Source organism: Actinomyces sp. oral taxon 180 str. F0310, from assembly GCF_000185285.1.
Lineage (GTDB): Bacteria > Actinomycetota > Actinomycetes > Actinomycetales > Actinomycetaceae > Pauljensenia.
The window spans coordinates 1,103,792-1,117,403 of record NZ_GL622194.1 but is presented as its reverse complement, the minus strand read 5'-3'; the positions used below and the strand labels follow the sequence as shown (position 1 = coordinate 1,117,403).

General features: G+C 68.2%; 12 protein-coding genes. 10 read left to right on the top strand and 2 right to left on the bottom strand.

The window, feature by feature from the left end; translation table 11 throughout:
- Positions 1-2 precede the first annotated feature (2 nt).
- Entirely contained in the window at positions 3-662 is a 660-nt protein-coding gene (locus tag HMPREF9006_RS04830) for a FadR/GntR family transcriptional regulator (protein ID WP_232209831.1), read from the bottom strand.
- A gap of 172 nt (positions 663-834) precedes the next feature.
- On the opposite strand from HMPREF9006_RS04830, the gene HMPREF9006_RS04825 reads away from it, so the two are divergent.
- The 10 genes from HMPREF9006_RS04825 to HMPREF9006_RS10570 all read left to right on the top strand — a co-directional run bounded on the left by HMPREF9006_RS04825 (position 835) and on the right by HMPREF9006_RS10570 (position 11,958).
- Positions 835-2,403 (top strand): ABC transporter substrate-binding protein, encoded by a 1,569-nt coding sequence (locus HMPREF9006_RS04825; RefSeq protein WP_009212439.1) that lies wholly within the window; start codon positions 835-837, stop codon positions 2,401-2,403.
- 118 nt (positions 2,404-2,521) lie between these two features.
- Complete coding sequence (locus HMPREF9006_RS04820) at positions 2,522-3,475, top strand: ABC transporter permease (protein WP_009212438.1); 954 nt, start codon at positions 2,522-2,524, stop codon at positions 3,473-3,475.
- A gap of 3 nt (positions 3,476-3,478) precedes the next feature.
- A complete protein-coding gene (locus HMPREF9006_RS04815) occupies positions 3,479-5,536 on the top strand; it encodes a dipeptide/oligopeptide/nickel ABC transporter permease/ATP-binding protein (protein ID WP_009212437.1) in 2,058 nt (685 codons plus the stop codon).
- A complete protein-coding gene (locus HMPREF9006_RS04810) occupies positions 5,533-6,351 on the top strand; it encodes an ABC transporter ATP-binding protein (protein ID WP_009212436.1) in 819 nt (272 codons plus the stop codon). Before HMPREF9006_RS04815 ends, HMPREF9006_RS04810 begins: the two co-directional genes overlap by 4 nt.
- Positions 6,352-6,353: 2 nt before the next feature.
- Complete coding sequence (locus HMPREF9006_RS04805; RefSeq protein WP_009212435.1) at positions 6,354-7,271, top strand: dihydrodipicolinate synthase family protein; 918 nt, start codon at positions 6,354-6,356, stop codon at positions 7,269-7,271.
- Between the two features lie 105 nt (positions 7,272-7,376).
- Positions 7,377-8,297, top strand: coding sequence for an ROK family protein (locus HMPREF9006_RS04800; protein WP_009212434.1), 921 nt, complete (start codon positions 7,377-7,379; stop codon positions 8,295-8,297).
- Positions 8,298-8,306: 9 nt separating this feature from the next.
- Entirely contained in the window at positions 8,307-8,981 is a 675-nt protein-coding gene (locus HMPREF9006_RS04795) for an N-acetylmannosamine-6-phosphate 2-epimerase (RefSeq protein ID WP_009212433.1), read from the top strand.
- 93 nt (positions 8,982-9,074) lie between these two features.
- On the top strand, positions 9,075-10,316 hold the full coding sequence (locus HMPREF9006_RS04790) for an MFS transporter (RefSeq protein WP_009212432.1): 1,242 nt from the start codon (positions 9,075-9,077) through the stop codon (positions 10,314-10,316).
- 10 nt (positions 10,317-10,326) lie between these two features.
- On the top strand, positions 10,327-11,415 hold the full coding sequence (locus HMPREF9006_RS04785) for a UDP-N-acetylmuramate dehydrogenase (protein WP_009212431.1): 1,089 nt from the start codon (positions 10,327-10,329) through the stop codon (positions 11,413-11,415).
- A 369-nt stretch (positions 11,416-11,784) separates the two neighbouring features.
- Positions 11,785-11,958, top strand: a complete 174-nt coding sequence (locus tag HMPREF9006_RS10570) for a hypothetical protein (RefSeq protein WP_009212430.1) — start codon at positions 11,785-11,787, stop codon at positions 11,956-11,958.
- Between the two features lie 574 nt (positions 11,959-12,532).
- Here the strand turns inward: HMPREF9006_RS10570 and HMPREF9006_RS04775 are convergent.
- Positions 12,533-13,612 (bottom strand): adenosine deaminase, encoded by a 1,080-nt coding sequence (locus HMPREF9006_RS04775; protein ID WP_034231120.1) that lies wholly within the window; start codon positions 13,610-13,612, stop codon positions 12,533-12,535.

Genomic DNA, 13,612 nt, shown 5'->3' with positions numbered 1-13,612 from the left:
GGTCAGCGGCCCTCGATGATTGCCAAGAGCGGGGCGTAGTGCGCGTTGACCGCCTCGACGTAGGCGCCGACCTCGCCGGCCTCGCAGGCGCGCAGGATCGCGGCGTGTGCGTCGGCGGCGTCCTCCATCTCCTGGCGCGACGCGGCCGCCAGCTGCGGGGTGACGTTTTGATGCACCAGCCACATGGCGGCGACCAGCTGATGCATGAGGTCGTTGTTCAGGTAGGCCAGCAGGCCCGAGTGGAAGGCAATGTCCTGATCCAGGTAGGTGGCGCCCTCGCGCGCCTGCGAGGTCATGACGTCCACGAGCTCCCACAGGTGCGGGTTCGTGGTTCCTTTCATGGCGCGCGTGAGGGGCAGGGCGATCCCCAGGTCGAGGGCGTGGCGCGTTTCGACGATGGAGTGCAGGGATTGGATGCCGTTGGCCGCGTCGAGGGAGGCGCGCAGGATGAGGGTTTCGACCAGCGGCTGCATCGACATGTTGCCCACGTAGGATCCGGATCCCTGGCGGACCGTCACGATGTCGAGCGCCTCGAGCCGGCGTAGAGCCTCGCGCACTGAGGAACGTGACACACCCAGGTCGGTGCACAGGGCGGACTCGGTCGGGAGACGGTCTCCGGAGTGTAGCCCGTGGCGCAGCATGTAGGACTTGATTGCGTCCATCGTTACCGAGGATCGCGTATCAATTGGTGTTGGTTCGATCTTATTGCGATCGGACGTTGCGGAATATTGAGCTGTTATCGCTTGCACAGATTTGTCTGACAACATATGATCAGTATAGCGAGCGGAACAAAAGAACCGCACGTCCCAATTCTCGAAGATGAGGAGCGAGAACATGCGAATGAGCAAACACTTCGCAACCGGCGCCGCGCTGACCGCGGCCGCCGCCATGGTCCTGACCGCGTGCGGCGGCGGGTCCTCCACCTCGAACGGCTCCGGCGGTGCCGATGCCTCCGGCGGTCCCAAGGGGACCGTCACGGCCGGCGTCGCCTACGAGACCACCGACTACGGGCCGATCACCACCTCGGCGCTCGGCATGGGAGCGAACTGGCAGGTCCTCGAGGGCCTGTACCGCTTCAACATGGCCGACTACTCCGTCAGCCCCGCGCTGGCCGCCGGCGACCCCGTGAAGGTCTCCGACACCGAGTACGAGGTGAGCCTGCGCGAGGGCGCGAAGTTCTCCGACGGCACCCCCGTGACCGCCGCCGACGTCGTCAGCTCCTACGAGCGCGCCACCTCCGAAAAGTCCATCTACCGCCAGTTCTTCACCTTCGTCGACTCCGTGAGCGCGAAGGACGACACGACGGTCACCATCACCCTCAAGCACCCCTTCGCCAACCTCAAGGAGCGCTTCGTCAACGTCCGCGTTGTCCCCTCCTCCATGGACGAGGACTCCCTGAAGGCCAAGCCGGTCGGCTCGGGCCCCTACAAGTACGAGACGATCACGGCCACCGAGATCACCGCCGTCCCCAACGAGAACTACACCGGTAACGAGCCGGCCAAGGTTGCCACCCTGAAGTGGCAGGCCCTCAAGGACGACTCGGCCCGCCTCGCCGCCGCGATCGGCGGAACGATCGACGTCATGGAGGCCGTGCCCGCCTCGACTCAGGACCAGCTCAAGAACGTCGGCTGGAACGTCGAGTCCAAGCCCGGCTACGGCAACCCCTTCATGATGTTCAACACGCGCAAGGCCCCCTTCGACAAGCCCGAGGTGCGCCGCGCGTTCCTGAAGGCCATCGACAAGCAGAAGCTGATCAGCTCCGCGCTCGACGGCCAGGCCGTCGAGGCCACCTCCTTCCTGCCCGAGGCCAACCCCGCCTACAAGAAGCCCGCAACCGACCTGTCCTACGACAAGGCGGCCGCGACCAAGCTCCTGAGCGACGCCGGCGTCTCCGGCCTGGAGATCAACCTCGTGACGACGGACCACCCGTGGGTCCTCAACCTGGTTCCCCAGATCAAGTCCGACCTCGAGGCGCTCGGCGTGAAGGTCAACCACACGCAGATGGCTTCCTCCGACCTGTACTCCAACGTCGCCGACGTGGACAGCCCCACCTACGACGTCATCCTCGCCCCCGGTGATCCCTCGGTCTTCGGCGTGGATCCGGGCATCATCATCTCCTGGTGGAACGGCGACAACGTGTGGACCAAGAAGCGCGACGGCTGGCAGGAGTCCGATCCCGAGTCCTTCGCCAAGCTGCAGTCCATCATGGACGAGGCCGTCCAGCTCGAGGGCGACGCCGCCAAGGCCAAGTGGGGCGAGGCACAGGACCTTCTCGCCGAGAAGACCGTCCTGTACCCCCTCGTCTTCCGCAACATGATCACCGGATCCAACCCGAAGAAGGTGGATGGTTTCCAGGCGATCTCCTCCACCGGCCTGCAGCTGCTCGGTGTGAGCGCAAAGTAAGGCCCGCAGGGCCCGGATCGAAAGGAGGGGTGGAGCGCCCACCCGTGAGGCAGACGCCACAGTGGGGCGCCACCCCTCCTTTCCCTTTGCCAAAATCCGCTGAAATGGAGGTCTCGCAGTGAATAACCTTCTGCGTCTCATCGGACGACGACTGGTGGCCCTGCCGATCATGGTGGTCGGCGTGTCCTTCCTCGTCTTCTTCATCATGTCGCTGTCTCCCATCGACCCGGCCTACTCGGCCCTCGGCGAGACCGCGACCCCCGAAGCCCTCGAAGAGTACCGGGCACAGCACGGACTCAACGACTCCTTCTTCGTTCAATACGGCCGCTACCTGTGGAACATGCTCCACGGCGACCTCGGCACCTACGGTGTCGGAACTTCCAACCACGTCAGTGATCTGGTCGCGCAGGCCCTGCCCGTCACCCTTCAGCTGACCTTCCTGGGCCTGCTCTTCGCGGTCCTGCTCTCCTTCCCCCTCGGCGTCCTCGCCGCCCTGTACCGCGACCGCTGGCCCGACCAGGTCATCCGCGTCATCTCGGTCATCGGCATCGGTACCCCCTCCTTCTGGCTGGCAGCCCTGCTGGTCCTCGGGTTCGTCGGCACCCTGCCCGTTTCGGGCCCGCTGCCCGCACTCACCGAAGACCCCGGCGGATGGTTCCTGCGCATGCTCCTTCCCTCCATCGCTCTGGCGGTGCCCGTCGTCGGTCAGATGACCCGCGTCGTGCGCACGTCGATGGTCGAGGAACTGGACCGCGACTACGTGCGCACCGCCATCGGTGGGGGCATCCCGAAGCGAGTCGTCGTCGCGCGCAACGTCCTGCGTAACGCGCTCATCACCCCCGTCACCGTGCTCGGCCTGCGCATCGGCTACCTGATGGGCGGCGCGGTCGTCATCGAAATCATCTTCTCCATTGATGGAATGGGCAAGGCGGTCCTCCTGAAGGGCATCCAGGAGAACTGGGTGACCCTCGTTCAGGGCGGGGCGCTCGTCGTCGCCATCGCCTTCATCGTCGTCAACATCATCGTCGACATGCTCTACCTGCTCATCAATCCGCGAATTAGGTCGGTGTGAGGCATGAATCAGAAAGAAAAGCTCACTCGGGTCACCGCGAAGGGCGCGCGCTTCTCTCGCATCGCCGCCATGTCGCTGGGCTCCAAGATTGCGATGGTCATCCTGGCGCTCGTCGTCCTCGTCTCGATCCTGGCACCCCTGATCTCCCCCTATGCTCCCGATGACATCTCGGACAAGTGGCTCTCTCCCTCCGCCGCCCACCTCTTCGGCACCGACCACGTCGGCCGCGACATCCTTGCCCGCGTCCTGTACGGCGGCCGCTTCTCGCTGCTGATCGGCCTGTGCTCCACCATCGTCGCCCTGTTCTTCGGCGCGATCATCGGCTCTATCGCCGCGGTCGTGCGCAAGAGCCTTTCCGAGGCGATCATGCGAGTCATGGACATCGTCATGGCGGTGCCCGGCATCGCCATGGCGGCCGTCTCCGTGCTGGTCTTCGGCCGCACGCTGTCCAAGTCGGGAAATACGACCGGCCTCGTGTTCGTCATCATCTGCTCGATTGCCTTCGTCTACATCCCGCAGCTGTCGCGCGTCGTGCGCGCGAACGTGATGGCGGCGTACGGCGAGGACTACGTGCGCGCGGTCATCGTCTCCGGCGCGCGCGCCCCGTGGATCCTCATCAAGCACGTCATGCGCAACACGGCGGCCCCCGTCCTCGTGTTCGCCACCGTCCTCGTCGCCGACGCGATCATCCTCGAGGCGTCCCTGACCTTCATCGGCTCGGGCCTCCAGGCAACCACGGTCGCCACGTGGGGCAACGTCCTGTCCGAGGCATCCTCGAACCTGTCGATTCTGGGAGGCAAGTGGTGGACGGCCTTCTTCCCGGGCCTGTTCATCATGATCACGGTCCTGTGCCTGAACATCCTCTCCGAGGGCATCACCGACGCCATGGTCGCAGCCCCCTCCTCGGGTGCCGTCGCCCAAGTCGACAAGGACTCCGACCGCGAGGCCGACAAGCTCCTGCTTGACCCGCGCCGCGCCTACGCTGAGCAGGCCGAGTCCCTGCAGGCGCGCCTCGACGACCTCCAGGCCGTCGAAGGCAAGCGGATGGACCGATTCGAAGCCGCCTTCGACGAGGCCCCGCTGCTGGAGGTCAAGGACCTGTGCATCGAGTTTGAGCGTCACGGTGAGGTCAACGTCGTCGATCACGTGTCCTTCAAGGTTCGCCCGGGCGAGACGATGGGCCTCGTCGGAGAATCCGGCTGCGGTAAGTCGATCACCGCGCTGACCATCATGGGCCTCATCGACCCGAAGGCCACGATCACCGGCGAGATCCTCTACCAGGGCGAGGACCTCCTGTCCAAGTCCATCGAGGAACGCCGTGCGATGCTGGGCCACGAGATGGCGATGATCTACCAGGACGCCCTGTCGTCCCTGAACCCCGCGATGCTGATCAAGGCGCAGATGAAGCAGCTGACCAGCAGGGGAGGCACGCGCAGCGCGGAGGAACTCCTGGACCTCGTGGGCCTGGATCCCAAGCGCACCCTGGAGTCCTACCCGCACGAACTCTCGGGCGGCCAGCGTCAGCGCGTTCTCATCGCCATGGCCCTGACCCGCGACCCGAAGCTCATCATCGCGGACGAGCCGACCACCGCCCTGGACGTCACCGTCCAGAAGCAGGTCATCGCCCTGCTCAACGAGCTGCGCGAGAAGCTGGGCTTCGCGATGATCTTCGTATCCCACGACCTGGCGCTCGTCGCCGAGGTCGCCCACCACATCACCGTGATGTACGCCGGTCAGGTCATCGAGCAGGCGCCCACCAAGGAGCTGCTCACCCACCCGACGCACGAGTACACGCGCGGCCTGCTGGGCGCCGTGCTCTCCATCGAGTCTGGTTCCGGGCGGCTCCACCAGGTTCCCGGTACGGTGCCTTCGCCGCGTGACTTCCCCAAGGGAGACCGCTTCGCCCCCAGGTCCTCGCATCCCGACTACGGATTGGACATCCGGCCGGTCCTCACACCCGTGGGTCCCGAGCACGTCTACGCGGCCCTGCCGCCCCGCGACCAGGACGGCGAGAGCGCCGAGGCCGCGAAGGAAACGAACGGTCAGGAGGAAACCCGATGAGCGCCGACACCCCGATCATCGAACTCAAGGACGTTGAGGTGACCTTCACCTCGAGGACCGGTTCCCTGTTCAAGCCCAACAAGGTCCACGCCGTGCGCGGCGTCAACATGCGCATCGAGCGCGGGCAGACGCTCGGCATCGTCGGAGAGTCCGGCTGCGGCAAGTCCACGACCGCGAACGTCATGTGCGGCCTGCAGATGCCGACGAAGGGCCAGGTGTTCTTCGCCGGCGAGGAGGTCACGAAGCGAAGCGCGGACGCCCGCAAGCGCATCGGACGAGTGGTCTCCGTGGTCTTCCAGGACCCGGCGACCGCCCTGAACCCGCGCATGCACGTGCAGGATCAGCTGGCCGACCCGCTGCGCGTCCACGGCATCGGCGACGAGGCCTCGCGTGCCAAGCGCGTGCGCGAGCTCATCGCCCTGGTCGGCCTGCCCTCCAGCGCCCTCGATGCGCTGCCCGGCCAGCTCTCGGGCGGCCAGCGCCAGCGCGTGGCGATCGCCCGCGCGCTGTCCATCGGTCCCGACGCGATCATCGCCGACGAACCCACCAGCGCACTCGACGTGTCGGTGCGCGCACAGATCCTGAACCTGCTGACGGACCTGAAGAAGGACCTCGGCCTGGCGATGGTGTTCATCTCGCACGACATCCAGACGGTTCGCTACGTGTCGGATCGCATCGCCGTCATGAATGGCGGAAAGGTCGTGGAGGAAGGCCCTGCCGCGCAGCTGCTCGCCGACCCGAAAGATCCATACACCCGCAAGCTCCTGGGCGCCGCGCCCTCGCTGCTGCATCCCACCCTCGAAGGAGAGAAGTAATTATGTCCTCGAAGATCCGTGGCGTCGTCCCGCCCCTGGCCATTCCGCTCAAGGACGGCGAACTCGACGTCCCCTCGCTCGAGCGCCACATCAACCGCTTGATCGAGGCCGGCCTCGACGGGTTGTTCGTGTCCGGCTCCACCGGCGAGGTCGCCTTCTCGACCGCGGCTCGTCGCGCCCAGATCCAGCGCGAAGCCGTGCGCATCGTCGACGGCCGCATCCCGCTCCTCGTCGGCGTCATCGACACCGAGACCGAGCGCGTCATCGAGAACATCAAGGCCGTGGAAGAGATCGGCGGCGCCACCGGCGTCGTCGCGACCGCCCCGTTCTACGCCCTCGGCGGCGAGACCGAGGTCGAGCGCCACTTCCGTCTCCTCAAAGAGAACACCAGCCTCGAGCTGTGGGCGTACGACATCCCCGTGTGCGTGCACACGAAGCTCTCGCCCGACCTGCTCATGCGCCTGGGACGCGACGGCATCATCGACGGCGTCAAGGACTCCTCCGGCGACGACGTCGCGTTCCGCTGGCTGTGCCTGGCGAACGAGGCCGCCGGGCACCCCCTCCAGCTGCTCACCGGCCACGAGGTCGTCGTCGACGGCGCCTACATGTCCGGCGCGGACGGAAGCGTGCCCGGCCTGGCCAACGTGGACCCCGAGGGCTACGTGCGCCAGTGGCAGGCCTACGAGCGCCGCGACTGGGAGACCGTGCGCACAGAGCAGGACCGCCTCGCGGACCTCATGCGCATCGTCCAGGTGAAGGGCGTGGTGGGCTTCGGCGCCGGCGTCGGTGCCTTCAAGGCCGCCCTGCACCTGCTCGGCGTCTTCGATTCGCCCGAGATGCCGCGCCCGGTTGCCGCCCTCAAGGGTGACAACGTCGAGCACGTTGCCTCCGTCCTGCGCGGAGTCGGCCTGCTCTCCTGATACGTCGACGAGGCCGGGGATCTCCGTTCCGCACCCCTGGCGCCTTCGGGCGCGCCCCCGGCCTCGTCGGCTTCTTTCTTCCCCTGACTTTTCGTAAGGATCCTCATGACTACGCTCCTTGCCCTCGACATCGGTGGAACCAAGGTCGGGTGGGGCATCGTCGAGGCCGGTGACACCTACGAGGTCACCGAGCGCGGATCGATCCCCACCGACGCGATGCGCGGCGGAGAGGACGTGGCGGCGCGTGTCTGCCAGCTCGCCTCGTCCGTGGCCGCCTCTCACCCCCGCGTCACGGGCGTCGCCGTCGCCAGCGCCGGCGTCGTCGACCCGGCCGCCGGCGCCATCGTCTCCGCGACCGGAACCATGCCCGGGTGGGGAGGCACCCCCCTCGGCGCAATGCTCGCGGAGGCAACCGGCCTGAACGTGCGCGTCCTCAACGACGTGCACGCCCACGGCCTCGGGGAGGCGACGCTGGGAGCCGGACGCCCCTACCGCAGCGTCCTCTCCATCGCGGTCGGCACCGGGATCGGCGGAGCCTTCGTCGAAGACGGCCGCGTCGCCTTCGGGGCGAGGGGCATCGCCGGGCACGTCGGCCACATCCACCACCACTTCGCCCCCGACATGACGTGCTCGTGCGGGCGCAAGGGCCACATTGAGTCCTTCTGCTCCGGCTCGGGCATCACCGCCTGGTACGGCTCGCTGCGCGGCGAGTCCGACCCCGCGGTCGACGGCGGGCGCGCCCTGCAAGAACTCGCCGACGGCGGCAACGCTCTCGCCGCCTCGTGCTTCGCGCGCTCTGCATACGCCCTCGGCGAGGCGACGGCGTCGCTTGTCAACTGCACGGATCCGGCCGCCGTCATCCTCTCGGGGTCGATGACCCGCTCCGGGGACATCTGGTGGGACGCCCTGCGCGAAGGCTTCGCCGCTAGCGCGATGACGCCCGTCGCCGACACACCCATCCTCGTTGGCTCCCTCGGCGGCGACGCGCCGCTGCTCGGGGCCGTTTCGTTCTTTCTGCACGCATAGGAGTTCACCATGCACCCGCTCATTGCTTCCCTGAAGGGCAAGCTCGTCGTCTCCGTCCAGGCCTACCCGGGCGAGCCCATGCGCCACCCCGAGACGATGGCGCAGATCGCGCGCGCCGCCGAGATCGGCGGCGCCGCGGCCATCCGCTGCCAGGGCCTGTCCGACATTTCCGCCATCAAGGGCCGCGTCGACGTTCCCGTCATCGGCCTGTGGAAGGAAGGTCACGAGGGCGTGTACATCACCCCCTCGCTGCGCCACGCGCGCGCGTGCGTCATGGCCGGGGCCGACATCGTTGCCCTGGATGCAACGGGCCGTCCCCGTCTCGATGGCCTGAGCTTCGCGCAGACCGTTGCCGCCCTGCGCCAGGACGGCACGCTCGTCATGGCCGACTGCGGTTCCTTCGAGGACGCCCAGCGCGCCGTCGACGCGGGCGTGGACATCGTCTCCACGACCCTGGCCGGCTACACGGGCGACCGCGTCAAGACCGACGGCCCCGACCTGGAACTCCTGCGCGAGGTCGTCGCCGCGTTCGGCGACGTTCCCGTGATCTGCGAGGGCCGCGTCCACACGCCCGAGCAGGCCGCCGCCGCCGTTGAGGCCGGCGCCTTCGCCGTCATCGTGGGCACCGCGATCACGCACCCCACGTCGATCACGACCTGGTTTAAGGCGGCCGTGGAGGGCTGATTCCTCTCCTGGTGCGATAGTGCGCGGGCGGGGTGACGAACACCCGCCCGCGCACCGTTTTGCGCGCCACGCGGGGAGCGTATATTACCCAGCATGCCTGTCTCAACCGCCCGCGCTCACGCCTCCCTGCGCGCCACCTGCGTCGTCTACGTGTGCCTTGGTTTCGGCACCTCCGCGTGGCTCTCGCGCCTGCCCGACGTGCGCGATAACCTCGGGCTGACCCCGGCGACGATCGGGACGATGCTGCTCATCGCCTCCCTCGGCTCGCTGCTGACACTGCCAACCTCCGGCCCGATCGTCACCACGATCGGCGCGCGTGCCTCCGGGCGCATCGGCGTGGCGATCTGGGCGATGGGCATTGGCTGCGCGGGTGTGGGCGCGCTCAACGTGTCGATCCTGCTGGCCACCGCCGGCCTCGTCATGATTGCGGCCGGCAACGGCCTGTGGGGGGCGACCATGAACATTGAGGCCGGCCTCGTTCAGGCGGCCGTGCGCCGCACCGTCGTTCCCGTCATCCAGGCGATGTACGCGGTCGGCATGCTCGGCGGTGCCCTGCTCGGGGCGCTTGCCGCCCAGCTGGGTCTGCCTCTGGGTGCCCACCTCTTCGGCCTGGCCGTCCTCGAGCTGATCGCCTGCGGCAGCGCCGTCGGCTTCTACCTGACGAAGGAGGAGGTCGCGGCCCTCGCGCCCGTTCAGGACAGCGGCGAGGGGGAGAAGGCCTCGTCCGAGAAGCCGAAGGGCCTGACCCGGATCGCGTGGCGCGAGAAGCAGACCGTCCTCATTGCCCTCATGGTCATGAGCGCGGGTCTCATGGAGGGCGCGCCCAACGATTGGCTCAACCTGTCCATGGTGGACGGCTACGGCTACTCGACGGCGGCGGCCTCGGCGGCCTTCGCGTTCTTCCTCCTCATGATGACGATCGTTCGCTTCGCCTCCCCACGCCTCGAGGCGCGCCTGGGATCGCCGAGGCTGCTGCGCATCACCTTCAGCGCCGCTGTTGTCGGCCTGCTGCTCGTGGCTTTCGCGCCTCACCACGGCCTCGCGCTCGCGGGCATCGCGCTGTGGGGTATCGGCTCGGCCCTCGGCTTCCCGTTGGGCATTTCCGCGCTGTCCGTCGACCCCGTGATGACACCCGCGCGTGTTTCCGTCCTCTCGACGGTCAACTACGGCGCGGCTCTCATCGGCCCGCCCCTGCTGGGCCTCATCGCCGACCACGTCGGCTACCATCGGGCGCTGGCCTTCGTCGCTGTGCCCGTCCTCCTCGCGATCGTCCTGGCCGGGCAGGTGCCCGACCGGCGCGGAATCAAGCGCACGGACCTGGTGTTTGGTGACTAGGCTTGGGGGTATGACGACCCTTGCTGACCTGACGACCCTGCGCGTGGGCGGGCGCATCTCCCGTCTCGTGACCGCGACCTCCCCCGACGAGCTGGTTGAAGCGGTGCGCGGCGCCGACGAAGCCGGTGCACGCCTCCTCGTGGTGGGGGGCGGGTCGAACCTGCTGGCCTCAGATGACCCCTTCGAGGGCACGGTTCTCACCGTGCGCCGCGCCGGAGAGGTTGCGTCCATCGTGCACGAGGCCTCGGACGGCTCCGTCATCGTTCGCGCGGCCGCGGGCGTGGTCTGGGACGAGTTCGTGTCCTGGACCCTGGCCGAGGGTCTTTCCGGCATTGAGGCGCTGTCCGGCATCCCTGGGACCGTGGGAGCCTCGCCCGTGCAGAACGTGGGAGCCTACGGCCACGAGGTCGCCGAAACCATCGAGAGCGTCGAAGCCTACGACCGGCGGACGGGCATTGTCGTGCGTCTCCTGCCCGGCGACCTCGGCTTCGCATACCGTTCCTCGGCCATCAAGCGCAGCGTCGGCGAGGAGGGCTTGAATGGTCGCCCGTGGGGTCCCACCGGCCGCTGGGTGGTCCTTTCCGTGGACTTCCGCCTCGAGCGCTCGCCCCTGAGCGCCCCCGTCATGTACGCCGAGCTGGCGCGTCGCCTCGGTGTCGAGGCCGGGTCACGCGGCGACGCGTCCCTGGTCCGCTCGACCGTCCTGGAGCTGCGCCGCGGCAAGGGCATGGTCCTGGACCCGGGCGACCACGACACGTGGAGCGCCGGTTCCTTCTTCACGAACCCGATCCTTCCCGAGGCCGTCGCCGCCTCCCTCCCCGAGGACGCGCCCCGTTTTAGTGCGGGGGAGGGCCTGGTCAAGACGAGTGCCGCCTGGCTCATCGACCACGCGGGCTGCGCTCGCGGCTTCCACCTGCCCGAGGCCGGGGACCCGCCGCGCGCGTCCCTGTCCACCAAGCACGTCCTGGCCCTGACGAACAGGGGCGGCGCGAGCGCCGCCGACATCGAGGCCCTGGCCCGCGCCGTGCGCGAGCGGGTAAGTGACGCGTTCGGCGTGACCCTGGTGCCCGAGCCGGTCGCGGTCGGCATCACCTGGTAGCTCCTCGGCGCACCCGCCTGTCGGTGCATGGGCCTACTTGCGCGGTGTTCCGGAGCGTGGGTCTACTTGCGCGGTGTTCCGGAGCGTGGGTGTGTCCGCCGGAGCTCTCTGCGAGCCGACAGAGGCTCCCCGCACGCACGTTAACCCACGAGGTGGCGGTGTGGGCCCACTTACTGCGCACGTTAACCCATTAGGTGGCACTTCGGCGCGGGTGCCCAGGCTCCACGAGGTGGGTTAAACTGCGCAGAGGTGGGTTAACGTGCCAGTCGCCGGGCAGTCACCGAGGGCTTGCGGATATAAACGAGCCGACCGTACGTTCGCGACAACCCGCGCGAAGCGATCCGGAGACTCGCGAGGCTCAGAGGCGACGTGAGCGACTACGTCAGAAGGTCGGTGGGCAACGCGCTTCGGGACATCGGTAGGAAGTTCCCCGAGATGATCGCAGCCGAACTGGAGACCTGGGACCTCGCAGGCGAGGGCGTCAGGCAGGTGCATCGTTTGGCGAGCAAGTTCATCGAACGTCCGGCTGGCGCGGAGGGGTAGCTTTCGTGGCGGGGCATGCGGGCAAGCCCGACGTGCAGGTAGCAATGCCGTTTCGCCGGCGTTCGCGGGGAGCGGGCAATGGGACGAGGCCGCGGCGACAGTGACGTGCCAGCCGTTCGCCGACGTTCGTGGGGAGGCAGCAGTTGTGCAACGGCCGCCGCGCCCAGCGCTCGCGGATAGGTTGACTCAGGTCCCGCAGGCAACCGCCCGCTTCTGCGCTGTCTCCGCCCTCGCGGATAGGTTGTCGCCATGCGGATAGGTTATTCGCATGCGGATAGCCTAATATCCTATCCGCGTGTTCATTACCTATCCGTGAGTGCATTTCCTATCCGCGTGGGGAACGGCCGCAGGAATCGGTTACGGTCCTCGTGCGGCATGAGTGTTTCCTAACTCGCTTGAGGGCTGACCTCCGCCGACGCGACGGCGCCAACAACCCGGCTGCCGCGTCCGGTAGGCCGCCGCATGCGGAGGAGCAGGCTCGCCGACGCCAGCAGGGGCTCGGTGGCGTTGGCCCAGGAGTGACGCGGGCACGCTCCACCGCAAGGCGAACACCCTCGTGCGCCCCGAGAACCACCTACGCCGCAGGCGCCGCGAGCCACGCGTCGATGTCGGCCTTCCAAGCCGCCTTGCGCGAGGGCGAGGCCAGCGACGCTTCGATAGAAGACCGCGCCAGGTCTGCCAGGGCCTCGTCGGACAGGCCGAACACGTCGCGCGCCACCTCGTACTGGGCGACCAGGCGCGAGCGGAACAGCAGCGGGTCGTCGGACGACAGGGCGACCATGGCACCTGCCGACAGCAGCGTGGGCAGCGGCACCTGAGAGAAATCCGTGTACACGCCCAGGTGCACGTTCGACGTGGGACATACCTCCAGGGCGATGCCCTCGTCGATGACGGCGCGCAGGAGCGCCGGATCTTCGCTGGTGCGCACCCCGTGCCCGAGGCGGGCCGGGGCCAGGGAGGCCACGACCTCGCGCACGGAGGAAGGCCCCAGGAGCTCGCCGCCGTGTGGGACACCGACGAGCCCAGCACGGCGCGCAATGCGGAACGCGGGAGCGAAGGAGGCCGTGGAACCCACGCGCTCGTCGTTTGAGAGGCCAAAGCCCACGACGTCTCCAGGGCCGTCGCCCGCGAACGACGCGGCCAGGCGCGCGAGGGTGCGCGCGTCCAACGGGTGCTTCATGCGCGACGCGGCGACGATCACCCCGATATCCACGCCGGTATCGTGCGAGGCCGAGCGGGCCTCGTCGATGATGATCTCGAGCGCGGGGGTGATGCCGCCGACGTAGGGGGCATAGCTGGTGGGGTCGGCCTGAATCTCCATGCGCACGGAGCCCTCGGCGGCGTCGTCTTCGGCTGCCTCGCGGACGAGACGGCGCATCGCGGCCTCGGAGCGCACGAGGTGGCGCGCGGAGTCGTAGGCGCGCTGGAAGCGGAACCAACCGCGCCCGTCGGCCGGCATGGATGCGGCGTCGATGTGCAGCAGGTGAGGGGGGAGGCGCACGCGCTGGGAGGCGGCCATATCGATCATCGTCGAGGGGCGCATGGCCCCCGTGAAGTGCAGGTGCAGGTGCGCCTTGGGCAAGGTTGCGAGGTCGCGCCTGCCCGGCGGCGTCGGGCGTGGGGCGGTGAGGTTTGGCACCGCGGGCGTCGCCAC